Here is a 25,902-nt window from a genome sequence, read left to right as displayed (position 1 = left end):
GGCGCAAGGTATTTGCTTATTTTTCCAGACTTGCTGCCAACTATTGTCGGGTAGGTCTGCACATGATCAGGTAAGTCGAATTCGTGACCGGCTCCAGGTGCTCCGCCTCGCCGCGGAAGCCCAGCCGCTCGTAGAAGGCCACGCTACGCGGCGTGAAGGTTTCCAGGAAGCAGGGCACGCCCGCCGCGTCGGCCTCGGCCAGCGTAGGCGCCAGCAGCTTTGCGCCCAGCCCGCGCCCCTGTGCATCGGGCGAGATGCCGAGGATCGACAGGTACCAGGCATGCGCCGGCGCCATGTCCGGCGAGCGCGCGGCCATGAAATCGACGATGCGGCGGTAGTTGCCGAGGCCCCGCGCGCCCAGCGCGCTGGCGAGGTAGTCGCTCTTCGCCGCCGACTCGGCCGCATCGATCGCATCGGCGCGAGGCAGCAGCCAGGCCGCCGCCCCGAGCCGGGCGTCTTCGGCGGCGAGGTAGCGGCCAGTGCGCGCGGCCTCGCCCAGCGAGTAGGCGAAGTAGTTGGCGAGCACCGCCTTGCGCTGCGGCATGTCGTGCTCGAAATCGACGGAGATCGCGAGATAGAACGGGTCGACGATCAGTGCGTCGGCCAGCGCGGGCGCTGACGGAAATTCAGGCTGCATGCGGAATCGGCGAGGTTCGGGAATGACCCGGGCGATTCTAGGGAGCCCGCCCTGACCACACCTTAGTCCAGCGTGACACCCCCGCTCAGGTTCAGCACAGCGCCCGTCATCGCGCCCGCACCTTCGGAGGCCGCGAACAGTGCGGCGGCCGCCATCTGGTCGAGCGAGGGCAGACGCTGCACCAGCAGGCCGGGCGGCTTGGCCGCGAGCATCTGTTCCACCGTGAGCCCCATGCTCTCGGCGGCCGGGCGGAACACCTCGCGGGCGTGCGAGCCTGCCGTCACCGCCTCGGGAATGGCGTGCGAGCGGATGCACACGGTGCGGATGTTGAAGGCCGCCAGCTCGCCCGCCATGTGGCGCGAAAGCGCCTCCACGCCCGCGCAGGCCACCGCGTGGCCCAGGTAGCCCGGCCCCGGCAGGCGCGAGGCCGGCGTGGACACCGAAAGAACCACGCCCCCGCCGCGCTTCGCCATGTGCGGCGCCACGGCTTTGGCCGTGAGAAAGCAGCCGCGGGTGTAGGCCTGCACGGGCAGGAAGAAGTCTTCCAGCGCCAGCGCCGACAGGGGTGTGCCCTGCACGTGCGTCACGCCGATGGCGTTGAGCGCGATGTCGATGCCGCCTGCGCTTTCGGCCACCTCGGCGGCGTGGCGGATCATGGCCTGCTCGTCGAGCGCATCGACCATGGCGGCCTCGGCGCGCCCGCCCTCGGCCTCGATGGCCCGCACCGCCGCATCGAGCCTGGCCCGGTTTCGCCCGGTGATGAACACCCTGGCGCCTTCACGTGCGAAGGCGCGGGCCACCGCGCCGCCGATGGCACCGCTGCCACCGTGAACCACCACGCACTTGTTGCTGAACGTCTGCGACATCGCTTCTCCTCGGATTGCCGCCCGCGACATGCGGGCGTTCCAACCAAGGACGCGGACCGGCGGCCCGATCCGACATCGCCGATCAGTTTTTTTCTCAGACCTGCGGAATGCGCGCCGCGATCACCCCCGGGTCGTACCAGGTGACCGGCCTGATCTCGAACACCCCGCCCTCGAAGGCCAGCCGGTGCGCGGCGTGGGTCGCTTCCTCGACCGACTCGCACTCCACGATGTAGATGCCCATGAGCTGTTCCTTCGTCTCGGCGAAGGGCCCGTCGGTGACCAGCGGGTGCATGTCGCCTGCCTGGCGCACGGTGGTCGCCACGTTCGGCATCAGCCGCAGCACGGTGCCGAGCCGGCCCTGCGAGTGCAGGTCTTCGCGCAGGTCGGTGTGGCGTTCGAGCATTTCCTCTTCGACGCCGGGCTCCCAGGCGGCCACCGCGGATTCGGAGCCGTAGATGAGGATGGAATAGAGCATGGTCTTCCTTTTCTTTCCGTGGTTCGTGGCGGGTGGGATGGATGGAGTCAGCCGGGCGAGCCCAGGCGGTCGAGCATCGTGCGGATGTGCGCGGCCTCCGCTGCCGTGCGGGCCATGCCGAGGGCGCGTGCGAAGGCGGCGCGGGCTTCGTCGGCGCGCTCCAGCTGCATCAGCAGCGCGCCGTGCAGGCCGTGGAAGTGGAAGTAGCCGTCGAGCGCGCCGGCCAGCGGTTCGGTCAGCGCCAGCGCGGTCTGCGGCCCGTGCAGCTTGTGCACCGCCACCGCGCGGTTCAGCGTGACGACGGGCGATGGCTGCAGGGTTTCGAGCGCGGCGTAGAGGCGGTCGATCTCGGCCCAGTCCGTGTCCCCGGCGTGCGCGGCCTGCGCGTGGGTGGCGGCGATGGCGGCCTGCAGCTGGTAGGGGCCGGGCCTGCGCTGCCGCAGCGCGCCTTCGACCAGTGCCAGCCCCTCGGCGATGAGCGCACGGTTCCAGCGTGCGCGGTCCTGATCTTCGAGCAGCACGACCATACCGCCGGCATCCAGCCGCGCATCGGCGCGCGCATGCTGCAGCAGGAGCAGGGCGGCCAGGCCCATCAGCTCGGGCTCGCCGGGGAACAGTTCGAGCAGCAGCCGCGCAAGGCGTATCGCCTCCTCGCAGAGCGCGGTGCGCACGTGCTCCTCGCCGCCGCTGGCCGAATAGCCTTCGTTGAAGAGCAGGTAGACGGTGGTGCACACGGCCGCCAGCCGCTCGTCGCGTTCGCGCCGGCCCGGCGTGTCGAAGGGAATGCCGGCCGAGGCCACGCGCTTCTTGGCGCGGGTGATGCGCTGCTCCATCGCGCTTTCGCCGACCAGGAAGGCGCGCGCGATCTCCCGCACCGACAGGCCCGAGACGATGCGCAATGCCAGCGCGATCTGCTGCGTCAGCGGCAGCTCGGGGTGGCAGCAGACGAAGAGCAGGCGCAGCACGTCGTCGCGGTAGTGCGCCTGGTCGAGCCGCTCGACCAGGGCGGCCTCGGTGTCGTCGAGGTCGGAAACGAGCGCGTCGTCCTCGGGGAGCGGCTCGTGCTGGCCGCGCCGGCGCACCTCGTCGAGCGCCGCGTTGCGCCCGACGAAGATCAGCCAGGCCAGCGGATCGCGCGGCGGGCCGCTCGCGGGCCAGTGCCGCAGGGCGCGCAGGCTGGCTTCCTGGAAAGCTTCCTCGGCCATGTCGAGCTCGCGGAAGTAGCGCAGCAGCGCGGCCACCGCGCGCGGGCGCGAGGCGGTCAACGTGGTGGCGATCCAGGCGGTGTCGTCGTCGGTCATGCGGCGCGCTTGCTTGTCCTTCGTTCCTGCTCACCCAAGGACGCACGAGTATGCGTCGCGCCGACACGCTCGGCAAAATCGGACGCACTTTCCTCGACGAACAAGAAATGGAGCACCGCGAAATGACGTTGGCAATGAGCTGGAGCGAATGGGCTGATCACGACGGAATCGGTTTGGCCGAACGCGTGCGCAAGGGCGACGTGACGGCGGCGGAACTGGCCGCGCAGGCCGCAGCCGGCATCGCGAAGGTCAACCCGCAGCTGGACGCAGTCGTCGAGGTTTTCGACGACGTGGTAGCCGACCCGCTGAAGGACGGCATGAACCCCGAAGGTGTGTTCGCGGGCCTGCCCTACCTGATGAAGGACCTGGGCCCCACGCTGAAGGGCCGGCTGCAGGAGTTCGGCTCGATGATGATGCAGGGCCATCGCCCGGCGGCCGACAGCTTCCTCACGCAGCAGCTGCGCAGGGCGGGGCTGAACATCGTGGGCCGCAGCACCACGCCGGAGTTCGGCGTGTGCAGTTCGGCGGAGAACGCCTTCCACGTCACGCGCAACCCCTGGGACCTCGAATACACCACCTGCGGCTCGTCGGCCGGCACGGCGGCGATCGTGGCCGCCGGCGTGCTGCCGCTGTCGCATGCCACCGACGGCGGTGGCTCCATCCGCATTCCGGCGGGCGTGAACGGCAACATCGGGCTGAAGGTGTCGCGCGGCGTGTTCTCACTGGCGCCGGGGCTGTCCGATCTTTCGGGGCTGGTGTCGATCCAGGGCTGCCACAGCCGCACCGTGCGCGACACGGCCGCCTTCGTCGACCACTGCCGCGGCGGCGCGCCCGGCGAGTTCATGCCCTTCTGGTCGCCGGCCGAGCCGTACAGCGAGCTCATCCGGCGCGACCCGGGCCGGCTGCGCATCGCGCTGTCGCATGAGTGGGGCGACTTCCGCGCCACGCCGCATTTCGTGGCCGAGCTGGAGCGTGTCGGCAAGTTCCTCGAGGGGCTGGGCCATCACGTGGAATGGGTGCTGCCGGCGGTCGACTTCAAGGCCGCCTTCGACGCCCAGACCACCTGCTACATCAGCAACTTCGCGCAGGTCATCGACGGCCACCTGCACCGGCTGGGGCTGGAGCGCCCGCCGGCCGAGCTGCTGGAGCCGATCAACATCAAGATCTGGGAAGCCGGGCTGCACACTTCGTACACCGAGCGAGCGAAGATGCAGGCGGTGTTCAACACCACTTCGCGCGCCTTCGGCGACTTCTTCCAGCGTTGGGACATCATCCTCACGCCCATCACCGCGCTGCCCACGCCGAAGGTGGGCACCAGCGAGTACCTCACGACCAGCACGAACCCATCGGTATACGACTGGTTCGCCAACCTCTGGCAGAACTTCGCCTACACGCCGCTGGCCAATCTGTGCGGCATGCCGGGCATCTCGCTGCCGATGGCCGCGCAAGACAACGGCCTGCCGCTGGGCATCCAGGCACAGGCTGCCCAGGCGAACGACGGGCTGCTGCTGCAGCTGGCGGCGCAGGTCGAGCGGGCGCTCGGGGGCCAATGGAATTCGGGCAGGCGGCCCGGGGCGCACGTTGCCGAAGAGTGACGGCGCGGCGGCCGCTCAGAGCAGGTTGCGCAGCGCCGCCTCGATGGCAGCGGCGGTGGCCAGCGGCTTTTCCATGGGAAACAGATGGCCGCCGTCGAGCATCGCGATGCGTCCCTTGGTGACTTGCTCGGTCATCGCCATGCCTACCTGCCTCATCTCCACCGACTGGCGCCCGCCGATGAAGGCCACCTTGCACTTGGGCGGGTGGCGGCGCAGCAGGGCACCGAGGTTATGGGGCAAGGTGTTGTAGATGGCCGTTTCCACGTTGCGGTCGAAACTCAGCTCGCGCGTGTTTTCCCCCTCGAAGGTGCCGTGGTCGATGTAGTCGTGCAGCACCTGCTCGTCCCACTTGGCAAAAGCCTTCTTGCTGCGGAAGTGCTCGAACACCGCCTCCCGGTGTGCCCAGCTGTTCCTGCGCCGGTGGCTGATGGCGCCGGGCGACACGCTCTTCATGAGGGGCGTGCGCTTGACCACATTGAGCGTGTTCGCGCGCCAGCCGCTGAGGATCGGCGAATCGAGCAGCACCACGCCGCAAGCGAGCTGCGGGTGCAGCGCCGCGCACATCAGGCTCAGGATTCCGCCAAGCGAATGGCCGACCAGGAACACCGGTCTGCCGGCGCGGCCGGCGTGCTGCTGCGCGAAGTCGGCCAGCTGCTGCACGAGGTGCGGCCAGTTGTCGGTGACGGGATACTTCGGGTCGTGCCCGAACTTCTCGATGGCGTCGACCTCGAAGCCGCGGTCGCGCAGGCTGTCGAGAACGACGCGGTAGGTGCTCGCGGGAAAACTGTTGCCGTGCGAGAAGACGACGGGAGGCATCACCACAGCCGCACCGGGCTTCAGATGAGTTTTTCGTCGGGCGTGGAGATCTTGCGCAGCGCGCTGTGCCGCGTGGCGGGCATCTTCAGAGGATGCTCGGTATGGCTGTCGTCCCACACCGGATCTTCGATGCTGTCGAACACCTCGCGCAGCTTCTGGCCCCAGCTGTTGTGCATCATGCGGTAGTAGGGGTTGTCGGCGTCGATGCAGATCACGCGGTCGGTCTCGAGCTTGTTGGCCTCGTACACCACGAGGTCGAGCGGCAGGCCGACCGACAGGTTCGACTTCATGGTCGAGTCCATCGACACCAGCGCGCACTTGGCGGCCTCGTCGAGTGGGGTCTCTGGCGTGAGCACGCGGTCGAGCACGGGCTTGCCGTATTTCGATTCGCCGACCTGGAAGTAGGGCGTCTCGGTGGTCGCTTCGATGAAGTTGCCCGCCGCGTAGACCAGGAACAGGCGCATGCCCTCGCCCTTGACCTGCCCGCCGAAGATGAAGGACACGTTGAAGTCCAGCCCCGCATGCTTGAGCGCTTCGGCGTCGCGGTCGTACACGTGGCGCACCGCCGAGCCCAGCACGCGCGCGGCATCGAACATGCTCTTGGCGTTCCAGATGGTGATCGGGTCGCCCTGCGTGCCGTCCTCGCGGGTTTCGCGCAGTTCCTCGATCTGGAGGATTTCGCGCACCGACTGCGAGATGCTCAGGTTGCCCGCCGACAGCAGCACCATGACGCGGTCGCCCGGCTGCTCGTAGACGATCATCTTGCGGAAGGTGCTGATGTGGTCCACGCCCGCGTTGGTGCGCGAGTCGGAGAGAAACACCAGGCCGGCGTTGAGTTTGATGCCTACGCAGTAAGTCATGAGTTCATCTTGCATGAACGGTGCCCGGTCATGCGGCGCCGAGTTCACGTTTATTCAGTTTTTGAAGGGCATACAAGGCGTCGAGCGCCTCGCGCGGGCTCATGGTGTCGGGGTCGAGCGCAGCCAGCGCGGATTCTACGGCGCTGGCCAGCGGCGTTTCGGCTACCGGGGGCGGAGCGAACAGGTCGACCTGTGCACGAGTTTGCGCATGCTGCGATTCGAGTGCTTCCAGCGCTTGCCGCGCATGGTTGACCACCGCCGCGGGCATGCCCGCGAGCCGCGCCACCTGGATGCCGTAGCTCTTGCTGGCCGGGCCGGGCTGCATTTCATGCAGGAACACGATGTCGCGGCCCGCCTCGGTGGCGCTCACGTGCATGTTCACCGCACCATGGTGCGTGGCCGGAAACTCGGTCAGCTCGAAATAGTGCGTGGCGAACAGCGTGAAGGCCTTGCTGCGGTCGTGCAGCTGGGCCGCAATGCCCGCGGCCAGCGCCAGCCCGTCGAAGGTGCTGGTGCCGCGGCCGATCTCGTCCATCAACACCAGCGACTGGGCCGTGGCGCTGTGCAGGATCTGCGCGGCTTCGGTCATCTCGAGCATGAAGGTCGACTGCGCGTTGGCAAGGTCGTCGGCCGCGCCGATGCGGGTGTGGATCGCGTCGATCGGCCCGAGCCGGCAGGCGGCCGCCGGCACGTGCGAGCCGATGGAGGCCAGCAGCACGATGATGGCCACCTGCCGCATGTACGTCGACTTACCGCCCATGTTGGGACCGGTAATGACCTGCATGCGCTGCTGCGGCCCAAGCTGCGTGTCGTTGGCGATGAAGCCGCCCGACGACTTCTCTGCCAGCCGCGCCTCCACCACCGGGTGGCGGCCCTGCTGGATCTCGATGCACGGGTGCGCCACGAAGCTGGGCGCGCGCCAGTGCAGCGTGTGCGAGCGCTCGGCCAGTGCGCACAGCGCGTCGAGCGTGGCGATGCCGCCGGCCAGCTGCGTGAGCGCGGGCACCGAGGGCTGCAGCGCGTCGAGCAGCTGCTCGTACAGCCATTTCTCGCGGGCCAGCGCGCGGTCTTGCGCGCTCAGGGCCTTGTCCTCGAAGGCCTTCAGCTCGGGCGTGACGAAGCGCTCGGCATTTTTCAGCGTCTGGCGGCGGCGGTAGTTGTCGGGCACCTTGGAGAGCGCGCTTTGCGTCACCTCGATGTAGAAGCCGTGTACGCGGTTGAACTGCACCCGCAGGTTGCTGATGCCGGTGCGCTCGCGCTCGCTGATCTCGAGTTTCAGCAGGAAGTCGTCGCAGTTCTCGCTGATGGCGCGCAGCTCGTCGAGCTCGGCGTCGTGGCCGGTGGCGATCACGCCGCCGTCTCGCACCAGCGCGGATGGGTCGGGCTTGATGGCGCTGGCCAGCAGGTCGGCGCAGCCCGGTGGCGGGGCGAGGCGTTCGGCGATCCGGGCCAGCAGTGCGGCGGCGCCGGGCAGCAGCGGCGCGAGCTGTTCTGCCTTCGACAGCGCCAGGCGCAGCGCCAGCAGTTCGCGCGGTCGCACCTGGCGCAGCGCGATGCGCGCGGCGATGCGTTCCACGTCGCTCGTGTTCTTGAGCTGCTCGCGCAGCGTGCGCCAGGGTGCAGCCGTGCCTCCCAGCACCGTGGCCTGCAGTGCGCCAATGGCTTCGAGCCGGGCCTGCGCCTCGGAGCGGTCGCGCCGCGGCGAAAGCAGCCAGCGCTTCAGGAGCCGGCTGCCCATGCCCGTCATGCAGGTGTCGAGCAGCGAGAACATGGTGGGCGAGTCTTCGCCGCGCAGCGTCTGCACCAGTTCGAGGTTGCGCCGCGTGGTGGGCGGCAGCTCGATCAGGTCGCCGTCGCGCTCGACCGAGAGGCGTTGCACGTGCGAGAGCGCGCGGCCCTGCGTGTGCTCCGCATAGCCCAGCAGCGCGGCGGCCGCGGCGTGCGCGTTGGTGAGCGACTCCGCGTTCCAGGCGGCGAGGCTGTTGCTGCCCATTTGCTCGCTGAGCTTGCGTTCGCCCAGGCCACCGTCGAACTGCCACGCCGGTCGCAGCGACAGCGTGAACGGCGTGGTGGCGCGCGCGGCCTTCAGGCGTTGCTCGAAGGCGGGCGTCACTTCGGCGCTGTAGAGCAGCTCGCTCGGCGCGATGCGCGCGATCCAGGCTTCGAGCGCGTCGGCCGGGCATTCGGCCAGCCGCAGTTCGGCACCTGTCACGCTGAGCCAGGCCAGTCCGCAGAAATTGCGCGAGCCAGCATGCACCGCGAGCAGCAGCGATTCGCTCTTGTCGTTGAGCAGTTCGGAGTCGGTCAGCGTGCCGGGCGTGACCACCCGCACCACCTTGCGCTCCACCGGCCCCTTGCTGGCGCCGACCTCGCCCACCTGCTCGCAGATGGCCACCGATTCGCCCAGCTTGATGAGCCGCGCGAGGTAGGTGTCGACCGCATGGAAGGGCACGCCGCACATCACCACCGGCTGGCCGGCCGACTGGCCGCGCTGGGTGAGCGTGATGTCGAGCAGGCGCGCGGCCTTCTCGGCGTCGGCCCAGAAGAGTTCGTAAAAATCGCCCATCCGGTAGAACAGCAGGGTGTCCGGATGGTTGGCCTTGAGGCCGAGGTACTGCGCCATCATCGGCGTGTGGCCCGAAAGATCAGTTGCCGCCAACTGTGTTTTGTCCGTCATTGGTTGTCTGCATAAGCCATGGATGACATGGAGAAAAGAGGCTGTCCGGCGTTGCCCTGGGGGCAACGCGGCGAAAGATCAACCCATTATTGTGGCCTGCCCGGCGCCACCCTTTCGCAGGGCCATCAGGACACCCGGATTGTCTGCTCGCGCGTCAGAGCGATTCCCGGGGGGGCGATCTCGATTTCCAGCGTCCAGACCGCCTCGAGCCGGTTGCCCGAGTTCGACGACATGCCGGTCCGCCGTATGAGCCTGCTTTTCTCGGGTCTCGGCGTCTTCTCTGAAGCTGCCGTGGATCGCTTCCCCGAATGCGTACTCCTTCGCCCGCATGGCACCATTGGCAGCTTATGACTGCGAACTTTGTGGGGTACCGATGCTGATCAACTGCGTGGCCTATGAAAACGGTGCCAAGCTCGCCGACATTCCGGTCGAGGACATCAGCGAATACATCAGCCGGCCGGGGTGCTTTGTCTGGGTGGCACTGAGCGACGCCACGCCAGGGGAGCTGGCCGAGATGCAGCAGGAATTCGGCCTGCATCCGCTCGCGGTGGAAGACGCGCAGCATGGCCACCAGCGCCCCAAGGTGGAGGAGTACGGCGATTCGCTCTTCGTCGTCATGCACCTCGTGGAGCCTTCGCCCGAGGGCGAGCACTGCACGAACGTGGGCGAGGTCGACGTGTTCGTCGGCACCAACTACGTGCTGTCGGTGCGCAACCGCAGCAAGCAGGGCTTTCTGGGCGTGCGCGAGCGCTGCGAACGCGAGCCCGAGCTGCTGTGCAACGGCGCGGGCTTCGTGCTGTATGCGCTGATGGACGCGGTGGTCGACCGCTACTTCCCGGTGATCGACGCGCTGGAGGTGGAGCTCGAGGCCATCGAGCAGCAGATCTTCGGTCAGGGCGGCGTGGCGCGCGACAAGATCAAGCAGCTGTACGACCTGAAGCGGCGCAGCATGATCCTGAAGCGCGCGGTGGCGCCGCTGCTGGAGGCGGCCAGCAAGCTGCACGGCGGGCGGGTGCCCCAGATCTGCATGAGTTCCCAGGAGTACTTCCGCGACGTGGGCGACCACCTGGGGCGCATCAACGGCTCGATCGACGCCATGCGCGACACCATCGGCACGGCGGTCCAGGTGAACCTGTCGATGGTCACCATCGAGGAGAGCGAAGTCACCAAGCGCCTTGCATCCTGGGCCAGCATCTTCGCGGTGTGCACCGCCTACGCCGGCATCTGGGGCATGAACTTCGAGAACATGCCGGAGCTGAAATTCCGCTACGGCTATGCGGTGGCGCTGGGGCTGATCGCCGGCACCTGCGGCTATCTCTACTACCGGTTCAAGCGCGCCGGCTGGCTGTGAGGGCGGGGCTGCCCCGGTTTTTTTCCTTCCCCGGGGAGGGGAAGGAGCAAGACCTTACTCGTCGTGCGTGTCGTGCGTGGCGATCGCGCCGCGGCGCCAGTAGCCCGAGGCCCGTGTCCATTTCGGGTTCGCGCCTCGCTCGCCCACGAGGTGCGCGCGCAGCGCCTTGGCGATCGCCGATTCGCAACCCACCCATGCATGGAAGTCGCCGGCCGGCAGCTGCATCGCTTTCAGCGCGTCGAGCAGCACAGGACTCAGGCCCGGTTCGGTGCCGCGGCGGTGCACCCACCTGAGCGTGAGCTCGGCCTTCGTGTCGAACGGAATCTCGTCGGCTTCGCTGTCGACTTCCGCCAGCACCACCGCGCGCGCACCGGCCGGCAGCTCAGCCAAGCGGCGCGAGATGGCGGGCAGGGCGGTGTCGTCGCCGATCAGCAGGTGCCAGTCGAATTCGGTCGGCACGATGAACGAACCGCGCGGGCCGCCCACGCCGACGACGTCGCCGGGCCTGGCCTGCTCGGCCCATTGCGTGGCGGGGCCGGCTTCGTGCAGCGCGAAGTCGATTTCGAGCGTGCCGGCCGTGGCGTCATGGCGGCGCGGCGTGTAGTCGCGCATGGTCGGGCGGCCTTCGGGCCAGATCGGGCCCTCGGGGCCGGCCGTGGGCAGCGTGAGCTTGCCGGTGGCATCAGGAAAGAAGATCTTCGCGTGGTCGTCGAAGCCGGGGCTGGTGAAGCCCGCGAGGTCGTCGCCCGCGAGGGTGATGCGGATCAGGTGCGGCGTCACGCGCCGCGCGGTTTTCACCGTGAGCCGGCGAAAGCGCAGGTCGTGGCGCACCCGGCGCGGCATGCGGTCGGGCGCGGTGGAGGCGGATGAGTTACTGGAGTCAGTCATTGCAGGAATCCTGTGGTGAACAGGACGGGTTGAGATTCGGGGGAGGGCGCAGGCTCAGATCTTTTCGATCTGCTGGGCCGCGGCGTCGAGCACCGCGGCGAATTCATGCGCCTGCTGCTCGGTCATCGCGGCGCCCGACAGGCGCATGCGCATTGCGAGCTTGAGGTTCTCGATGGCGCGCGTGACCTGCGGCGGCCGTCCGCCGCGCGGGCCGGCGCCGTCCACGCCGCCGCTCATGCGGGCCATCATGGCGTCGGCCATCTCGCGGTTCGCAGCGAGGAATTCCTGGCCGCTGGCCGTGACGCTGTAGCGCTTGCGGCCGCTGCCGTCGCCGGCTTCCACGCTGAGGTAGCCCATTTCCTCGAGCAGCGTGAGCGTGGGGTAGACCACGCCGGGGCTCGGCGCGTAGCTGCCGCCGAGGCGGTCTTCGATGGCCTTGATCAGTTCGTAGCCGTGGGCCGGCTTGTCGGCAATGAGCTGCAGCAGCACGAAGCGCAGGCCGCCGTGGCCGAACACGCGTGCGCCGCCACGGCCACCGCCGCGGTGTTGTCCGCGCCCGCCGGAAAGGCCGTCTTCATGTTCGCCGCGGGCGGTGCGGCAGTGGTGATGGCTGGAGTGGAAATGTCTCATGGCGAGCATCCTTCATGATGTACATCGAAATTATTTTAGATATATCTAAAATAAAGTCAAACCGATACCCCAGACCACACGGAAGGCGGCTCGCCCATCGCCGCGAGTCAGCCGTCCGAAGCCTCTCCAGCGGCCACGAAGCGCCGCTGCCGCATCCACTTGGTCGCCACCCATTTCTCGCCGTGCAGCACGGGTCCGCCCGCATGCAGCGATGCATGGTCCACTTGCCCGAGGCTGTTGCAGTACTCGAAGTACACCGCGCTGCCGCGTCGTGGCGGCACCGACCAGCCGCATTCGGGAAATATGGTCTCGCCGCCTTCCTCCACCTCGTTGAGGTAGCTCACGAGCGTGCTCACCCGCTGGCCGCTGCGTGCCAGCGAGGCCTTGTTGGCTGCGTTCGACGGCACCAGGAAATCGAAGTGGGGCATGCTCTGCGCGCCGGCCGGGTAGCACAGCACCTGCAGGCCTTCGCCGTTTTCCACCGGCAGGTTCATGAGCTCCGACACGCGCTGATCGAGCCTGGCGATGAAGGCGTTTTCGCGCAGCCGGAAGAACATGCCCAGGCTGCTGCGCTGTTCACCGACAAGGTCGCGCCCGGACAGCGGATCGACGGTGGTCGATGGCGCCAGCCGGGGCCTCGCGAGCGCGATCAGCTCTTCGCATTCCTGCGGGTCGAACACGTCGTCGAGCACAGCCATGGCCGGCTGCGCCGCGCGCGCGGCCACGCGCACGAGCCGGTCCGTGGTGCGGATCGACGCGCCCGGCGGCAGCCGCGGCGGCTCGTACTGGTAGAGGGGCGCTACCGTTACCGAATCGACAGGCACCGGGCTTCCGGTGCGCAGCGCGAACACGAAGGCATCGACGATGGTCCTGGCGGCCTCGGGCGGCATGTCTTGCGCGCGCATGGCCTTGATCACGTTCGCGGGGGCGCAGCCCTGGCGCAGGTTGTGCAATACCCAGTCGCTCAGCGCGGGCGAGAAACGCAGCACCGCATCCATCGGCTCAGACTTCCGCCGGAACCCAGCCGTTGCCGGTGCGTTTGAAGTTCTGCTTCAGCTGCATGGTGCCGGCGCCGCGCACCACGCGGTCGACCATCGGAAAGGCCTTTTGCACGTCGGCATTGCCCGTCCAGGGCGCGGCATCGATCCTGTAGGTGTAGGTGACGACGACTTCGGCCGGGTCCTTGGCGTCCTTGCGCGCTTCCCAGCCGACGATCTTGTCGAGCGTCAGGTGAGCGGCGCAGAAGTCGCCCTGGCCGCTCTGGCCGCCTTGGTTCTTGCGCACCAGGAAGTACTTCTTTCCTTCGTCGGTCAGCGCGTAGCGGGTGACCTCGATTTCGCCGGCCTCCTTGTCGTTCTCGACCTTCGCCGTGGACGCACTCACCAGCCCGACATGTTCCAGCACCGGCATCTGCACCGCGTTGCGCGCGCGCGTGCCTGCCTCGCGCTGCGGCACGTCGATGGGCCATTGGGTCTTGCCCAGGCACAGGTCGCCTTTCTTCGCAAGGTAGGCGTTCATCGCGGCCGTGAGGTTCGGCAGGTCGGCTTCGGGCTGCTGCGGGCCGCAGCCCGTGAGTGCGGCCAGGGTGGCGGCGCCGATTGCCGCGCAAAGGATCTTGTTGTTCATGTGTAGGCAAATCAATTGACGCACGCCCCCGGCTTCGCGGGCGTGGCCGGTGCCGTGTCCGCATCGCTCAGGGTGTTCAGGAAGCAGAGCAGGTCCGCGATGTCCTGCTCGGACATGGGAGGCGCGGAGCCCGCGGCGCGGCCGTCCATCGGCAGTTGCGTGTCGATGTTGGCCGCGTAGGCAGCCGGCAGGTCGTCGTACTTCTGCACTTTGCCGCCCGTGTACTGCGTCGTGACGAGGCCGTACGCCGGAAAGCCGGGATCGTTCTTCGCCTTGGGCGTTCCGCCGACGGTGGGGTACCACAGCTCGGGCTGCGTGTCGCGCGTGTTGTAGAAGCGCACGACCTGCTCCAGCGAATGCATCACGCCGTTGTGGAAGAAGGCCTGCCGCGTCGCCACGTTGCGCATGGTCGGCGCCTTGAACATGCCGCAGAAGCCGTTCGCAGCGTTGGGTGCGGCCGGCGCGTGGTCGGTGCGCATCGGGCCGCACACGCCCATGTCGAAATACTTCAGGTCGCCGTTGGCCGGAATGCCCGCGTTGCGCGGCACGCTGATCGCCTCGTACGAGAAGTCGGTGAACAGCGCCGAGCTGCCGTTCAGGCCCGCGCCCTGGTAGTGGCACGAGGCGCAGTTGCCGGTGGCCGGGTTGGTGAACACCTTCAGCCCTCGCGTTTCCGCCGGCGTGAGCGTGCCGCCGATCTTGTTGGCCGCGTACAGGTCGAACTTGCTGCTGTACGGGTGAAAGCTCTTGTCCTCCAGCTGGTAGGCCTGCAGGGCCTGCAGCGCGCTGGCGAAGGCGGCGTCGCTGTCGTCGAACACCTTCGCGCCGAAGGCCTTGGCGACCAGCGGTGCGTAGTCGGCCGCCTGCAGTTTCTTCACTACGTCGGTGCTGCTCGCGTTGGCCATCTCCAGCGGATCGAGCAGCGGAAGGCGGGCCTGCGCGGCCAGCGTGTCGGCGCGGCCGTCCCAGGCGAAGCCGCCGCCGGGGCCGGGCGCGCTGATGCCGTCGGGGTTGTCCAGCAGATCGGCGTAGGGCGGCGTGATGTCCTTGTAGCGCAGCGAGGGCACTGCGCGCAGGCCGGCCTTGTCCATGCGCTCGCCGCCGAGCTGCACGGAGAGGTCGTTGGCCGGCGCGTACGCATGGGCCGGGTCGTGGCAGCTCGCGCACGACATGGCGCCGGAGCCCGAGAGGTTCTTGTCGAAGAACATCTTCTGGCCCACCTGCGCCGCGAGGCTCAGCGTGCTGGCGGAAGCGGGCGCCGCCGCGGGCGCGCTCGCCGCCGTGACGGGCGCGGAGGCGGTCGGCAGCGCGGCCGCCGATCCCCCGCCACCGCCGCCGCAGGAAACGAGCGCACCGCCCGCCGCGCCTGCTGCGGCCAGCACCGCCAGCCCGACCCAGCCGGCGCGCGTCACCGCCGGCCCCTTCGGGCCCGAACGGCGTTCGCTCATTGCTTCAGCGACCAGACGTTGAACTGGTTGGCATCCGGCCCGACCTGCGCGGCGGTCGACACGTCGCCCGACTGCTTCTGCGTGTAGCTCGCCGGGATCACGAAGGCGTGGTTGATCGGCCGCACGCTGTCGAAGTGCGTGTCCGCGCTGCCCGCGTACTCCGGCAGGTTCATGATGTTCTGGGCGATGAAGGCCTCGGTGTACTTCGAGCGGTTCATGTACGAGCCGTCGACCGCCGGGTCGGCCAGCTGGAACATGTCCTGCAGCGTGCGCACGAACGAGAAGTGGCTGTAGGCATCGCTGTCCGATACGCCCTTGGGCGCGTCGGGCTGGTTGGTCAGGATGCCGAAGATGCTCTCGCCGTGGCCGCGGTTGCCCTTGGTGTAGTTGTTGATCGTGGCATCGACCGACCAGGTACCGTCCGCGTTCTGCTTGATCGGGTTGGCAACGGTGCTGTTGGCCACGTTCCAGCCGCAGCAGGAATTGAAGCCGCTGGTGGCGCTGCCTTCGTCGAACATCAGCACGATCGCCACGCGCTTGTGCGTGTTCTTCCACAGCGGCGAAGCCTGGATGCGCTTGACCGTGAAGTCCACGTAGTTGTCGCCGCGCGTGATGATCGGCGAGACGGCCGTGGTCGACACGTTGTTCGCCACGCTGCTGCAGTCGCTCGCGGTGCCGGTGCCGCCGGCGCCCTTCACGCTGATGCCGTGCATGTCGTCGCACTGGTCGGGCACCAGGAAGTTCAGGTTGCCGACGTTGCCGCTGGCCAGGTCGGTGCCGAGCTGGTCGTAGTCGTAGCTTGCGGGAATGGCGTAGTCGGTGCTGTTCTTCAGCGCCGCATCCCATTGGCCGCCGCCCATGGTGCGGTTGCTGTACTTCCATTCGGGCGCGCTGCGCACGTTCTGGTAGGCCATGCCGGGGTGATGCTTGGTCTTGTACAGGCCCGCGGGCAGCGGCAGCGTGAGTGTGGCGTCGCCGATGGTCGCGTTGTTGCCGCCGAGCGTGCCGGGCGGGTAGACGTTGTCCTTCGCGGTGACGGCGGCGTCGGCCACGCTGTCGGTGCGGAAGTCCTGGCCCGGGTTCATTGACTCGCTGTAGGTGCGCCAGGTGAGGCCGGCGCTCGTGATCGCGTTGAAGAGGTTCGGCTTGCCGACGATGTTGTGGTTCACCGCGGCGGCCTGCGTGCAGGTGGCCGCGAATGGCGACTTGGCCAGGCCCGGTTGTGTGTTGTCGGGCACGGGCGTGTCCTGCACCGCATTGGCGCCGGTCGCGTCGCAGTTCCACTGGCTGTCGTCGCTGATGCCCCAGTCGTCCGCGCCGCCCAGCGCCGTGTAGTTGGGCTCGCTCGGGTTGCCGGTGGCGTAGTAGCTCACCAGCTGGTTTCCGGCCTTCAGGTAGCCGTTGATCTTGGGCGCGTAGGCCGAGTTCAGGATCGACATCGTGGCCTTGTTCTCCAGCATCACGATGAAGATGTTGTCGTAGCGCGGAATGCCCTCGACGTTGAATGCGGCCTGCTGCGCCTGCAGGAAGGTGATGGGCTTGCGGTTGTCCGCGACGCCTGCCGTCGCCACCGTCACGCCCGCCATGCCGCTCAGGCGCGGGTCGCCGCCGGGGTTGGCCAGCGCGTCGGGGTACAGGTCGCCGCGGTCAAGCTTGGTGGTCGCGTAGGCGAAGCGGTTGTTGAGCGCATTGGCCTCGCCGAGCAAGGCGGTCTGCACATTGGCGGCCGCGGCATTGAAGTCGGCAAGCAGGGCGTCGACCGGCACGCCCAGGCGCGTGGCCAAGTTCTGCTTCTCGACTGCGTAGCTCGTGCCGTTGGCTTCGATCAGGCGCGCGACCTCGGATGACAGCGGGCTCACCACCACGGCCGTGCCTTGCTCCTTCACCTGGTCGAGCGCCACGCGCAGCACTTCGCGCCTGGGCACGCTGGCGTTGGTGGCGGTGTTCTTCGCGTTGGTGCCGATGTCGGCAATGAGCGCGGACGCGGCGGACAGCGAGAGGCTGAACTTGCCGTTGGCATCGGTCACGGCGGCGGGCTCGCCGCTGTCGCAGCGGCCGTTGTTGTTGCTGTCGACGCAGACCGTGGCGCCTGCGTAGTAGCCGGCCGCAATCACTGGATCGGTGCTGCTGCCGGCCTTGAAGGCGGTGGCGGCGAGCACGCCGCTGAAGGTGGTGTTGCCGGAGCCCGCGGGCTGGCTCGCGGGCGGCGGGAGGAATGCAACCGGCCCCGAGCCGCCGCCTCCGCCTCCGCACGCAGCCAGCAGCGAAGCTGCGAGCACGGTCAGGGTGGGACACAGCAAGCCGGATCTGATTTTTTGAATGGCTTTCAATTTCTTCTTTCGAGCGTGGAGGGGAGCGTGAAGCAGCAGCGCAGCCGATGGCTGCGCTTGCACTGCGGATCGCGGATGAATCTAGGAGCGCCGCATGTCAGTCAAAAGGCAGAAGACTTAGCAGCGAATTAGCGAGGCCCCGCGACCTGACCACGTCGAAAGAAGCACAGGAAAAGCCGAAACGAACGGCGTGCAGGGAGGCCTGACTGCCACCTGACTTTTTGGCGCGCCGCGCACCTGAAATGCGGCCGTCGCGGGGCGAGCCGACACTGGCGGCGGCGTGATCGCGAGCCACCCACCCAGACCGTGGAAAGCCGGTCAGGGACGTCGCGCCGGAAGACTCAGGACTTCGCTTTCTTCGAAGACTTCGCCTTGCCCGCCCCATTGAGCGCGACCGCTTCGAGAACCAGCGCCTTGAACGCGGCCGCGTCCGGCTCTTCACCTTCATGGATGTCGATGGCGCGGCGCACGTTGCCGTCGAGGCTCGAATTGAAGAGTCGGGCCGGGTCCTTCAGCGACGCGCCCTTGGCGAAGGTCAGCTTCACCACGCTCTTGTACGACTCGCCCGTGCAGATGATGCCGTCGTGCGACCAGACCGGCGTGCCCATCCACTTCCACTCCTCGATCACCTGCGGGTCTGCCTCGGTGATGAGCTTGCGCATCCTGGCGAGTGTTGCGCCGCGCCAGTCGCCGAGTCCGGCGATTTTTTCAGAGATGAGTTCCGAGGCCGGCTGGCCCTGGTCTGCTTTCGTGTCCGACTGCTTCATGTTCGTACCTCGACGAGTGGATCCAGTTCGGCGCGGAGGCGTTTTACCGCCACTTCGTGCCGCAGCGTCTGCGCGCCGCGCCCGTAGGTCGCGGCCTTGCGAATCAGCCGCAACTGCTCACGCTGCAGCCGTGTCTTCAGGCGCCTTGCGCGCCAGCCGTAGGTCCAGCCCGTTTCCCTGCGGACCTTGTACCGCTGCATGGGCGCGCCCAGCCGCACCCATTCGTCGTCGCGGATCAGCTCGCGCTCCGGCACGAACCAGGCTGCCAGTGCGTGCAGGTACGTGCCGTTCTCGCGCGCGGCAACCTGCCAGAAGAGCCCCGCCACGATGATCGCGGGGAGCCCCTTGATCACCAGCATGATGGCCATTTCACCGTACCCGCCATCGAAGAGATCTTCGAGGAAAGGCGAGTTCCAGATGAAATGCATCGCCCATGCGAGCATGAAGCACAGCAGCGCGCATGCGATGCGCACCGCCATCGGCCGATGCGGATGCAGCAGGAACCACGCCACGCCGAAAGACGCGATCGCCGTGTAGGCCGCGTGGCTCCACAGCCCGCTCAGCAGCCCGCGCGTCAGCAGGTTGAGCAGCACCGGATACACCTGGTTCTCCAGCGGAAAGTGCATGGAGGCGTTGACCGTGTAGCTCAGGTTCTCGACCACCTGAAAGCCCAGCCCCGCCATCGCGCCGACGATCAGCACCGACAGGTAGGTCTGGAACTGGTTGCGCGCCACCAGCACCAGGAGGACGACCCCGGCAAGCTTCAGGAACTCTTCCGTGACCGGCCCCGCAACAGCCGGCCCCCACACCGCGACGAACTCCGGCGACACCAGCTTGGCGCACAGACTTTGGATGGCGATGTTGGCCGGCGCCGCGAAATAGACCGCGCCCATGCCGCCCCATGCGAAGGCCAGCACGTAGGCCTCCGGCGGGTGCTGCTCGAGCAGGTCCAGCGTACGAAAGGCCAGCACGAAAAGCAGCGTGTAGGCCCCCCACACCAGCAGCCCCAGGAATGCGGTGATGGGCACCACGCGAAACCCCATCGAGAACATCTGGACCGTGTAGAACAGCCCGTTGACGATCAGCGCCGCCAGCAGCCAGAAAGCGGCGCGCCCTGGCTGGAAGAACGAGTCGGTGCCGACCGGCCACTGGGCCCGGTCCTGGTCGAAGACGGGCGGCCTCACTGCGCGGCCTCCAGGTCCATCGAGTCCAGCATGCCGCGGGCTTCGGTCAGCGCGTCGTCCATGCCTTCGTTGGCGCCGTAGAAGTCGATCTGCACGAGCGATTTGCGCTGCAGGTCGACCACCTGCCAGAACCGGCCCGCCAGCTTGGAGCCGTAGTAGGCGAAGGTCTTGCCCTGCAGCCCCCACGACGTGACGAAGTCGGACACGTCGCCATCGATGCGCAGGCGCTGGCCGCGCTCCATCAGCCGCTGCTGCCGCACCAGCGAGCCATCCGGCCCGCCGGCCCAGGGCTGCGTCGTTACCAGGAACTTGTGGCTGCCCTTGAAAAGCATCAGCGACTGGCCTGCCTTCGAGCGGGAAACGTCCATCTCCCATCCCTCGGCGGGGACGAACCTGGCCTGGCCGGCGTCCACCGTCTGTCCCACGGGCAACGGCCGGTTGCCCGGCGTGTGACGGTTCCAGAAGGTGAGACCGCCCACATAGGCGGCAATGGCGAGGAGCACCGCCAGCGCGCCCGGCCAGGTGCGATACGGTATGCGGCGTGACGGCTCATGCATCCTTTGATCGTGCCATACGATCGCATGCGCCTGGCGGCCCCCGCAACCGATGCGGCATACTGCCAGCCCCTAAAAACTCCCAGAAGCCCGCCGAATGGAAAACGAAGTCGACCCCCAGGTACTCGCAGTCATCAATGAAAAGCGACTGTCCGGACCACGGCTCACGCCGGTCGAAATCGTTGCCAAGATGGGCGTGTTCGACGCGCGCGAAAAGCCGTTCGACCACGCCTGGCTCGCAACCGGCGACAACGTCATCGCCACCATCTGGGCCGAATGGGTGAACGTGGGGGCCGGCGGGCGCTGGTTCTGCCTGGAGTCGCTCGACATCCACCACCGCGCGGGCGGCGGCGAGCGCAACGCGCAACAAGTCCAGCGCGGCAAAGACCGCCTGGCCTTGCTCAAGCGCACCTTCGACGCCGGCCAGGGCTTCCGTGCCGTGGTGCAGACCAACCGCCTCGCCATCGTCGAAGTGGAAAGCAACAAGGACGCCAAGGTGTCCACCCGCGTGCGCGACGACGACGAATGGCACGTCGCCAGCTGGGAGCCCGAGCAGAAGCTGGCTGTGCTGGTTCGCGGCCCGCGCGGCTGGGTGCCGACCGAGGCCGAAGTGCAAACCGCCAGGGCGCGCAGCAACGTGCCGCAGCAGCTGGCCGCAGCCGCCGGTGCAGCCGATGGCGCCGCAAGCAAGGCGTCGCCCGAAGAAGTGCGGGCCGCCGCCATCGCGTACGTCATCAAGCATTTCACCGGCTACGGCTACAAGGCCGAGAACCTCGCCGACAAGAACATCGGCTACGACCTCGAAGTGTCGAACGCCAAGGGCCAGACGCTGCTGCGCGTCGTGGTCAAGGGCACCGCGCCGGGCGTGCCGAGCTTCAAGCTCAGCGAAGAAGAAAGCGCATGCTCCGTGCGCGAACCGCTCTGGCGTCTACTGGTGGTGACCGACGCGGGCAGCCCGACCGCGCAGCACAAGATCTACAAGCCCACCGAGATCAACTCGGCCCCGGGCCACGACCCGTCGTAAGCAGCGCGCCGGGGCCGGCGCATCTCAGGCCCACCGCATGGAGGAATCCAGATGCCTGTTGCAATGTTCGCCGCCCTGGGCTTTACGGTCGCGCTCCTCGTCACGACGGCCTACTTCATCATGGGTTCGATCCCGCTTCTGGTCCTGCAGCACGACACACCGCTCGACGCCCGCTTTGTGCGCGGCTTCTTCAACATCTACTACAACGCCGCGTTCATTACCGCGACTGCAACAGCCATCAGCTTTGCACTCGCAGGGCGCGCGGGGCTCGCCGCGGGTGCCGTGGTGTTGGCGCTGATCGCCGTCGCCCTGCGCAGGAAGATCATCCCCAGGATGGACTCGCTCGGGGCGCAGATCCAGGCGAACTACATGGACGCCATTCCGGGATTTCGCCGAACCCACGTCATTGCGATCCTGATCAACATCGCCCAGCTCGTGGCCATCGTGTGGAGCCTCATTTCGCTGGGCCGATAGTTCGAGCCGGGAGCCCGACTGTCTGCTGCGCGTCGGCGACTGCCAATGCCTCGCCCAAGGTGCCGGCGCACAGAACCCGCGCCTCGGGTCGCAGTGCGCGCAAGCCGAAAGCGAAACCGGCCTGGTACAGAGGGCGGGGGCGGGTGCTCGCGTGGAAATCGACCCGAGTAGACTCCGCGGCTTTCTGTTCTGCAGAGGAGCGACCCGCGATGGCTGTCTTCGGCGCCGGCCCTTACTTCCACGGTACGCGGGCGGACCTCCAGGTGGGCGACCTGCTCACCGCAGGCTTCCGCTCGAACTACGACGGCCGCGTCGTCATGAACCACATCTACTTCACCGCCTGGCCAAAGGGCGCCGGGCTGGCCGCCGAAATGGCGAAGGGCGAGGGCCGTCGCCGCGTCTACATCGTCGAACCCACGGGTGCCTTCGAGGATGACCCCAACGTCACCGACAAGAAGTTTCCGGGCAATCCCACACGCTCGTACCGCAGCCGGGAGCCGCTTCGGATCGTGGGCGAACTGGCGACCTGGGAGCTCTTTGACGCGGAGTACATCCTGCAGCTCAGGGAGCGCGTACGCGTGGGCATGGGGGAGATCATTAACTGAATCCGGCCTGCCATGCCGCGCTGGGTAGCGATCGGAAATGGACTGGGTCGCGGAGATCGCCCAGCGCGATGCCCGGCGTTGGATGATGGATTCGAGCGTCGGCCACAACCAGACTTTAGGAGTGCACCACGGATGGTCCGCGCAGCTCGAACAGTCATTCACCGACGGCGAGCGGCCGCACCACCCGCTCACCGCAGTTCCGGAAAAGACAGCCCCATCACATTTGCCGATTCAAGCCAGTGATCCCTGTGGCGCAGGAATTCGCATGCGCGCGTTTCCCACGGCAGCGGTCCTTCCCGCCGTTCATCACCTCTGCGGCATGTCCTTGATCGAATACCCCAGGCTCACAGTCGCATCCTCCGGAATCGCCGGCATCGTCGCATTCCAAGCCTGCCAATCCGCCCGCATCGCAGCCAGCCTTTCCGGCTCCTTCTTCGCCAGATTCGCCCGCTCGCGCTCATCCCCGGGAATGTTGAACAGGTACTCGTTCCCGTCCACCTTCAGGTACTTCCAGTCCCCATCGCGCATGGCTTCCTGCCCGCGGTGGTTCATGCGCCAGTGCAGCGGCCTGCGGAAGCTTTGCTTCGCATCCTTCAGCACGGGCATCAGCGAGACGCCATCCAGCGGATAGTCCGCATGCGCCGCCACGCCGGCCGCGTCGAGCATGGTGGCCGACCAGTCCATGGTCATGCACAGCTGCGTGCTCTCGCCGCCCTTGCCAATCACCGCAGGCCAGTGCGCGATCCATGGCACGCGGATGCCGCCTTCGGTCAGATCCATCTTGCCGCCCACCAGCGGCCAGTTGTCCGAGAAGCGCTCGCCGCCGTTGTCGCTGGTGAACACCACCAGCGTGTTGTCGGCCATGCCGTGCTTTTGCAGCGCGGCCATGATCCAGCCGATGCCTTCGTCCATGTGATGGATCATGCGGCGGTACACGTGGATGTTGCCGCCGGCCAGGTCGAACAGGTTGTCCTTCACGGCGGGTGCCTTGGCCGCGTCGTCGCGCGTTTCCCATGGCCAGTGCGGGGCGGTGTAGTGCAGGCTCAGGAAAAAGGGCGCTTCCTGTTTCGCCATGCGCTCCACGTACTCGACTGCGCGCTTCGAGAGGATGTCGGTGAGGTAGCCCTCCTCGACCTTGTCTTCCTCGCCGGACCACAGGTCGTGCCGTCCGGTGGAGTCGCAGTGGGTGAAGTAGTCGACCCCGCCCGACATCGGACCGAAGAATTCGTCGTATCCCGAGCGCAGCGGCCCGAAGCTGGGCGGGTAACCCAGGTGCCATTTGCCGATGAGCGCCGTGCTGTAGCCGCTGGCCTTCAGCAATGAAGGCAGCGTGGGATGGTCGGTCGGCAGGCCAAGCGTGGCGCTGCCGCGGCTCCTGCTGTTGATGGGCTCTTCGGCGGCGCCGCGCAGGCGGTACTGGTAGCGCCCGGTGATCATGCCGAAGCGGGTAGGCGAGCACACGGGCGAGTTGGCGTAGCCCTGCGTGAGCTTCAGGCCGTTGGCGGCCAGCCCGTCGAGCACGGGCGACACGGGGCCGAACACGGCGTCGCGGCCGCCGTAGCAGCCGAGATCGGCATAGCCGAGGTCGTCGGCCACGATGAAGATGATGTTGGGTCTTGCCATGTCTCTCTGGGGCTCTCTCGCTTGCTTGGTTCTTTGCTTCTGCTTGTCGGTGGTCAGGGCTGGTAGCCCGACTTCTGCACCACGGGCGCCCACTGGGTGCGGTAGGCCTTGAGCATCGCGGCGGTCTGCGCCTGGGTGCTCACCACGGGCGTCATGCCCGAGTCCTTGAACTTGCGTTGCGTGTCCGGGTCCTGCATGACTTCGCGGATCACGGTGGCGAGGCGTTCGACCTTTTCCTTCGGCATGGTGGCCGGTGCGAAGAAGGTGTTCCAGCCGGTGGCGGCAAGGTCGAGGCCCGCTTCCTTGAAGGTGGGCACGTCGGGCACGAAGGGCGAGCGCTTGGTGCCCGAAATGGCGAGGATGCGGACCTTGCCGGCGGTGTGCTGCGGCACGACCACGTCTTCGGTGTCGACGGCAATGGGCACCTGCCCGCCGATCAGGTCATTCAGCAGCGGCGCGGAGCCGCGGTAGCCGATCACCTGGGTCTGCACCTTGGCCTTCTCGCCCACCATGAGGCCGAAGAAGTGCGGCAGGCTGCCGGTGGCCGGCACGCCGACGTTGGCCTGGTTGGGGTTGGCGCGCATCCAGGCGAGCAGATGGTTGAGCTCGCGCACGGGCAGGGTGGGGGACACCGCCAGCGCGAAGTTGTAGTCGTTGACGTAAGACACGGGCACGAAGTCGCGCTCGGGGTCGTAGTTGTTGTCCTTGAAGACCAGCGGCGCCACCACCATCACGGCGGGGTTGGCGAGCATCAGCACGTTCTGGCTGGCCGGGGTGGTCTTCACCTGCTGCGCCGCGAGGCGGCCGCCCGCACCGGGCTTGTTGTCGACCACCACGGGCACGCCCAGGCGCGAGGAAAGCTTGTCGCCCACGATGCGCGCCACGCGGTCGGTGGCGCCGCCGGGGGCGTAGCCGACGACGATGTGCAGCGGGGTGTCGAACGTCTGCGCGCTCGCCGCGGGTGCCGTGGCGGCGATGGATGCCATGAAGCCGGCTGCGGCAAGCAGCGTGGCCAGGCGGCGGGTGATGGGGGTCGTATTCGGCATATCGGGGTTCCTCCTCGTTTCGGTCGTTCGTTTGGTTGTTCAGTCGTTGGCCTGGAAATTCACGGCTTTCATGATGCCCGCCCAGCGCGCGGTGTCCTCGCGCATGGTCTTCAGCAAGGCGTCGCTGCCGTCGCCGACCGGGTACATGCCGTTCTGCAGCAACTGTTGGCGCACCTCGCGCGAGTTGACGGCGCGGGCGAATTCCGCGCGCAGCTTGTCGACGGTGGCTTGTGGTGTCTTGAGCGGTGCGTAGTAGGCGAACCAGGCGGTGGCCACCACGTCCTTGTAGCCGGCTTCGACGAAGCATGGCAGGTTGGGCATGAGCGGCGAGCGCTTCTCGCCGCTGGTGGCCAGCACCTTCACGCGGCCCGAGGGCATCATCTGCTGCGCGCCGCCGACGGTGTCGAAGTACACGGGTATGGTGCCGCCCATCACGTCCTGCCGCGCGGGCGTGGAGCCGCGGTAGGGCACGTGCACCATCTTCAGCCCGGCGGTGCGGTTGAGCATCTCGCCTAGAAAGTGCGAAGGCGTGCCCGAGCCGTAGGAGCCGAAGCTCAGCTTGTCGCCCTGCGCCTTGGCCCAGGCGATGAACTCGGCCAGCGTGTTGGCGGGCACGTCCTTGTGCACGGTCAGCGCCAGCTCGAAGCGCGCCGCGTTGATGATCGGCACGAAATCCTTGAACGGGTCGTACGAGAGGCTGCGGTAGGCGCTCGGGTACATGGTCATCATGCTGGCCGTTCCCAGCAGCAGCGTGTGGCCGTCGGGGGCGGCCGTCTTGACGGTTTCCGCCGCAATGCGGCCCGCCGCGCCCGCGCGGTTGTCGACGATGAGCGGGCCCAGCGCCTCGCGCACCTGCTGCGCGATGGCGCGGGTCAGCACGTCCTGCGTGCCGCCGGCGGGCACGCCGATCAGCACCTTGATGGGCTGGCCGGGCCTGAAGGCCTGGGCCCGCGCATCGAGGGCGAGCGGCGCAAGGGCAAACCCGCCCAGGGCGGCGAGTGCGTGGCGGCGGTCGAACGAAGAAAGGGGCGTGGGCATGGGGCGGCGTCTCCGGGGTTTTCTCGGGGTTGGAGTTCGATCTCGAAGACTGTAGAGACGCTACAGTCGATTGATCTAATCAACCAA

General features: G+C 67.6%; 25 protein-coding genes. 6 read left to right on the top strand and 19 right to left on the bottom strand.

Annotated elements, in window-relative coordinates; genetic code table 11:
• Positions 1 to 40 precede the first annotated feature (40 nt).
• The 4 genes from PMI12_RS14705 to PMI12_RS14690 form a co-directional block, all read right to left on the bottom strand.
• Positions 41 to 637: a GNAT family N-acetyltransferase gene (locus PMI12_RS14705; RefSeq protein WP_007833774.1), complete on the bottom strand. Its 597-nt coding sequence runs from the start codon at positions 635 to 637 to the stop codon at positions 41 to 43.
• Between the two features lie 62 nt (positions 638 to 699).
• Complete coding sequence (locus tag PMI12_RS14700; protein WP_007833773.1) at positions 700 to 1,503, bottom strand: SDR family NAD(P)-dependent oxidoreductase; 804 nt, start codon at positions 1,501 to 1,503, stop codon at positions 700 to 702.
• 94 nt (positions 1,504 to 1,597) lie between these two features.
• Complete coding sequence (locus tag PMI12_RS14695) at positions 1,598 to 1,978, bottom strand: YciI family protein (RefSeq protein ID WP_007833772.1); 381 nt, start codon at positions 1,976 to 1,978, stop codon at positions 1,598 to 1,600.
• Between the two features lie 47 nt (positions 1,979 to 2,025).
• Positions 2,026 to 3,279, bottom strand: a complete 1,254-nt coding sequence (locus tag PMI12_RS14690) for an RNA polymerase sigma factor (RefSeq protein WP_007833771.1) — start codon at positions 3,277 to 3,279, stop codon at positions 2,026 to 2,028.
• Between the two features lie 122 nt (positions 3,280 to 3,401).
• Here PMI12_RS14690 and PMI12_RS14685 point away from each other — a divergent pair, with 122 nt between their 5' ends.
• Positions 3,402 to 4,874: an amidase gene (locus PMI12_RS14685; protein WP_042673446.1), complete on the top strand. Its 1,473-nt coding sequence runs from the start codon at positions 3,402 to 3,404 to the stop codon at positions 4,872 to 4,874.
• 15 nt (positions 4,875 to 4,889) lie between these two features.
• On the opposite strand, the gene PMI12_RS14680 is transcribed toward PMI12_RS14685, so the two are convergent.
• From PMI12_RS14680 to mutS, 3 genes are read right to left on the bottom strand one after another with little or no spacing between them, the layout of a single operon-like run.
• On the bottom strand, positions 4,890 to 5,690 hold the full coding sequence (locus PMI12_RS14680) for an alpha/beta fold hydrolase (protein ID WP_007833765.1): 801 nt from the start codon (positions 5,688 to 5,690) through the stop codon (positions 4,890 to 4,892).
• A 20-nt stretch (positions 5,691 to 5,710) separates the two neighbouring features.
• Entirely contained in the window at positions 5,711 to 6,550 is an 840-nt protein-coding gene (locus PMI12_RS14675; protein ID WP_042673444.1) for a proteasome-type protease, read from the bottom strand.
• 28 nt (positions 6,551 to 6,578) lie between these two features.
• The gene (gene mutS / locus PMI12_RS14670) at positions 6,579 to 9,227 is read right to left on the bottom strand and encodes a DNA mismatch repair protein MutS (RefSeq protein WP_007833760.1); all 2,649 of its coding nucleotides are present in this window, start codon (positions 9,225 to 9,227) and stop codon (positions 6,579 to 6,581) included.
• Positions 9,228 to 9,245: 18 nt separating this feature from the next.
• Between mutS and PMI12_RS28760 the strand changes: the two genes are divergently transcribed.
• Positions 9,246 to 9,578, top strand: a complete 333-nt coding sequence (locus PMI12_RS28760; RefSeq protein ID WP_157632202.1) for a hypothetical protein — start codon at positions 9,246 to 9,248, stop codon at positions 9,576 to 9,578.
• Positions 9,579 to 9,600: 22 nt separating this feature from the next.
• Complete coding sequence (locus PMI12_RS14665) at positions 9,601 to 10,578, top strand: magnesium and cobalt transport protein CorA (RefSeq protein WP_007833758.1); 978 nt, start codon at positions 9,601 to 9,603, stop codon at positions 10,576 to 10,578.
• Positions 10,579 to 10,632: 54 nt separating this feature from the next.
• On the opposite strand, the gene PMI12_RS14660 is transcribed toward PMI12_RS14665, so the two are convergent.
• The 9 genes from PMI12_RS14660 to PMI12_RS14620 form a co-directional block, all read right to left on the bottom strand.
• A complete protein-coding gene (locus PMI12_RS14660) occupies positions 10,633 to 11,466 on the bottom strand; it encodes a siderophore-interacting protein (RefSeq protein WP_007833757.1) in 834 nt (277 codons plus the stop codon).
• A gap of 54 nt (positions 11,467 to 11,520) precedes the next feature.
• Positions 11,521 to 12,096, bottom strand: a complete 576-nt coding sequence (locus PMI12_RS14655; RefSeq protein WP_007833756.1) for a PadR family transcriptional regulator — start codon at positions 12,094 to 12,096, stop codon at positions 11,521 to 11,523.
• Positions 12,097 to 12,203: 107 nt separating this feature from the next.
• Positions 12,204 to 13,094, bottom strand: a complete 891-nt coding sequence (locus PMI12_RS14650; protein WP_007833755.1) for a 2OG-Fe(II) oxygenase — start codon at positions 13,092 to 13,094, stop codon at positions 12,204 to 12,206.
• 4 nt (positions 13,095 to 13,098) lie between these two features.
• The gene (locus tag PMI12_RS14645; RefSeq protein ID WP_007833751.1) at positions 13,099 to 13,722 is read right to left on the bottom strand and encodes a hypothetical protein; all 624 of its coding nucleotides are present in this window, start codon (positions 13,720 to 13,722) and stop codon (positions 13,099 to 13,101) included.
• An 11-nt stretch (positions 13,723 to 13,733) separates the two neighbouring features.
• Positions 13,734 to 15,170, bottom strand: coding sequence for a cytochrome-c peroxidase (locus PMI12_RS14640; RefSeq protein ID WP_007833750.1), 1,437 nt, complete (start codon positions 15,168 to 15,170; stop codon positions 13,734 to 13,736).
• Complete coding sequence (locus tag PMI12_RS14635; RefSeq protein ID WP_007833749.1) at positions 15,167 to 17,470, bottom strand: alkaline phosphatase family protein; 2,304 nt, start codon at positions 17,468 to 17,470, stop codon at positions 15,167 to 15,169. Before PMI12_RS14635 ends, PMI12_RS14640 begins: the two co-directional genes overlap by 4 nt.
• A 371-nt stretch (positions 17,471 to 17,841) precedes the next feature.
• Positions 17,842 to 18,267, bottom strand: coding sequence for a DUF1801 domain-containing protein (locus tag PMI12_RS14630; protein ID WP_007833747.1), 426 nt, complete (start codon positions 18,265 to 18,267; stop codon positions 17,842 to 17,844).
• The gene (locus tag PMI12_RS14625) at positions 18,264 to 19,451 is read right to left on the bottom strand and encodes a PrsW family intramembrane metalloprotease (protein ID WP_007833745.1); all 1,188 of its coding nucleotides are present in this window, start codon (positions 19,449 to 19,451) and stop codon (positions 18,264 to 18,266) included. Before PMI12_RS14625 ends, PMI12_RS14630 begins: the two co-directional genes overlap by 4 nt.
• Positions 19,448 to 20,008 (bottom strand): hypothetical protein, encoded by a 561-nt coding sequence (locus PMI12_RS14620; protein ID WP_007833740.1) that lies wholly within the window; start codon positions 20,006 to 20,008, stop codon positions 19,448 to 19,450. Before PMI12_RS14620 ends, PMI12_RS14625 begins: the two co-directional genes overlap by 4 nt.
• Positions 20,009 to 20,102: 94 nt before the next feature.
• Here PMI12_RS14620 and PMI12_RS14615 point away from each other — a divergent pair, with 94 nt between their 5' ends.
• The 3 genes from PMI12_RS14615 (at position 20,103) to arr (ending at position 22,108) form a co-directional block, all read left to right on the top strand.
• The gene (locus tag PMI12_RS14615; protein ID WP_007833737.1) at positions 20,103 to 21,029 is read left to right on the top strand and encodes a protein NO VEIN domain-containing protein; all 927 of its coding nucleotides are present in this window, start codon (positions 20,103 to 20,105) and stop codon (positions 21,027 to 21,029) included.
• 63 nt (positions 21,030 to 21,092) lie between these two features.
• Positions 21,093 to 21,503 carry a hypothetical protein gene (locus PMI12_RS14610; protein WP_237726095.1) on the top strand — a complete coding sequence of 137 codons (411 nt, stop codon included), beginning with the start codon at positions 21,093 to 21,095 and terminating at the stop codon, positions 21,501 to 21,503.
• 209 nt (positions 21,504 to 21,712) lie between these two features.
• Positions 21,713 to 22,108 (top strand): NAD(+)--rifampin ADP-ribosyltransferase, encoded by a 396-nt coding sequence (gene arr / locus PMI12_RS14605; RefSeq protein ID WP_007833735.1) that lies wholly within the window; start codon positions 21,713 to 21,715, stop codon positions 22,106 to 22,108.
• A 306-nt stretch (positions 22,109 to 22,414) separates the two neighbouring features.
• On the opposite strand, the gene PMI12_RS14600 is transcribed toward arr, so the two are convergent.
• From PMI12_RS14600 to PMI12_RS14590, 3 genes are read right to left on the bottom strand one after another with little or no spacing between them, the layout of a single operon-like run.
• Entirely contained in the window at positions 22,415 to 23,731 is a 1,317-nt protein-coding gene (locus PMI12_RS14600; RefSeq protein WP_007833734.1) for a sulfatase family protein, read from the bottom strand.
• Between the two features lie 53 nt (positions 23,732 to 23,784).
• Positions 23,785 to 24,777 (bottom strand): Bug family tripartite tricarboxylate transporter substrate binding protein, encoded by a 993-nt coding sequence (locus tag PMI12_RS14595; RefSeq protein ID WP_007833733.1) that lies wholly within the window; start codon positions 24,775 to 24,777, stop codon positions 23,785 to 23,787.
• Positions 24,778 to 24,816: 39 nt separating this feature from the next.
• Complete coding sequence (locus PMI12_RS14590) at positions 24,817 to 25,815, bottom strand: Bug family tripartite tricarboxylate transporter substrate binding protein (protein ID WP_007833732.1); 999 nt, start codon at positions 25,813 to 25,815, stop codon at positions 24,817 to 24,819.
• Positions 25,816 to 25,902 lie beyond the last annotated feature (87 nt).

This window comes from Variovorax sp. CF313, assembly GCF_000282635.1.
Classification (GTDB): Bacteria; Pseudomonadota; Gammaproteobacteria; order Burkholderiales; family Burkholderiaceae_C; genus Variovorax.
This window is presented reverse-complemented; position numbering and strand designations above follow the sequence as displayed.

Excerpts from the sequence above, each read along its gene's own strand:
- PMI12_RS14705 (WP_007833774.1), bottom strand. The coding sequence starts at position 637 with ATGCAGCCTGAATTTCCGTCAGCGCCCGCGCTGGCCGACGCACTGATC.
- PMI12_RS14700 (WP_007833773.1), bottom strand. The coding sequence starts at position 1,503 with ATGTCGCAGACGTTCAGCAACAAGTGCGTGGTGGTTCACGGTGGCAGC.
- PMI12_RS14695 (WP_007833772.1), bottom strand. The coding sequence starts at position 1,978 with ATGCTCTATTCCATCCTCATCTACGGCTCCGAATCCGCGGTGGCCGCC.
- PMI12_RS14690 (WP_007833771.1), bottom strand. The coding sequence starts at position 3,279 with ATGACCGACGACGACACCGCCTGGATCGCCACCACGTTGACCGCCTCG.
- PMI12_RS14685 (WP_042673446.1), top strand. The coding sequence starts at position 3,402 with ATGACGTTGGCAATGAGCTGGAGCGAATGGGCTGATCACGACGGAATC.
- PMI12_RS14680 (WP_007833765.1), bottom strand. The coding sequence starts at position 5,690 with ATGCCTCCCGTCGTCTTCTCGCACGGCAACAGTTTTCCCGCGAGCACC.
- PMI12_RS14675 (WP_042673444.1), bottom strand. The coding sequence starts at position 6,550 with ATGACTTACTGCGTAGGCATCAAACTCAACGCCGGCCTGGTGTTTCTC.
- mutS (WP_007833760.1), bottom strand. The coding sequence starts at position 9,227 with ATGACGGACAAAACACAGTTGGCGGCAACTGATCTTTCGGGCCACACG.
- PMI12_RS28760 (WP_157632202.1), top strand. The coding sequence starts at position 9,246 with ATGGATGACATGGAGAAAAGAGGCTGTCCGGCGTTGCCCTGGGGGCAA.
- PMI12_RS14665 (WP_007833758.1), top strand. The coding sequence starts at position 9,601 with ATGCTGATCAACTGCGTGGCCTATGAAAACGGTGCCAAGCTCGCCGAC.
- PMI12_RS14660 (WP_007833757.1), bottom strand. The coding sequence starts at position 11,466 with ATGACTGACTCCAGTAACTCATCCGCCTCCACCGCGCCCGACCGCATG.
- PMI12_RS14655 (WP_007833756.1), bottom strand. The coding sequence starts at position 12,096 with ATGAGACATTTCCACTCCAGCCATCACCACTGCCGCACCGCCCGCGGC.
- PMI12_RS14650 (WP_007833755.1), bottom strand. The coding sequence starts at position 13,094 with ATGGATGCGGTGCTGCGTTTCTCGCCCGCGCTGAGCGACTGGGTATTG.
- PMI12_RS14645 (WP_007833751.1), bottom strand. The coding sequence starts at position 13,722 with ATGAACAACAAGATCCTTTGCGCGGCAATCGGCGCCGCCACCCTGGCC.
- PMI12_RS14640 (WP_007833750.1), bottom strand. The coding sequence starts at position 15,170 with ATGAGCGAACGCCGTTCGGGCCCGAAGGGGCCGGCGGTGACGCGCGCC.
- PMI12_RS14630 (WP_007833747.1), bottom strand. The coding sequence starts at position 18,267 with ATGAAGCAGTCGGACACGAAAGCAGACCAGGGCCAGCCGGCCTCGGAA.
- PMI12_RS14620 (WP_007833740.1), bottom strand. The coding sequence starts at position 20,008 with ATGCATGAGCCGTCACGCCGCATACCGTATCGCACCTGGCCGGGCGCG.
- PMI12_RS14615 (WP_007833737.1), top strand. The coding sequence starts at position 20,103 with ATGGAAAACGAAGTCGACCCCCAGGTACTCGCAGTCATCAATGAAAAG.
- PMI12_RS14610 (WP_237726095.1), top strand. The coding sequence starts at position 21,093 with ATGTTCGCCGCCCTGGGCTTTACGGTCGCGCTCCTCGTCACGACGGCC.
- arr (WP_007833735.1), top strand. The coding sequence starts at position 21,713 with ATGGCTGTCTTCGGCGCCGGCCCTTACTTCCACGGTACGCGGGCGGAC.
- PMI12_RS14600 (WP_007833734.1), bottom strand. The coding sequence starts at position 23,731 with ATGGCAAGACCCAACATCATCTTCATCGTGGCCGACGACCTCGGCTAT.
- PMI12_RS14595 (WP_007833733.1), bottom strand. The coding sequence starts at position 24,777 with ATGCCGAATACGACCCCCATCACCCGCCGCCTGGCCACGCTGCTTGCC.
- PMI12_RS14590 (WP_007833732.1), bottom strand. The coding sequence starts at position 25,815 with ATGCCCACGCCCCTTTCTTCGTTCGACCGCCGCCACGCACTCGCCGCC.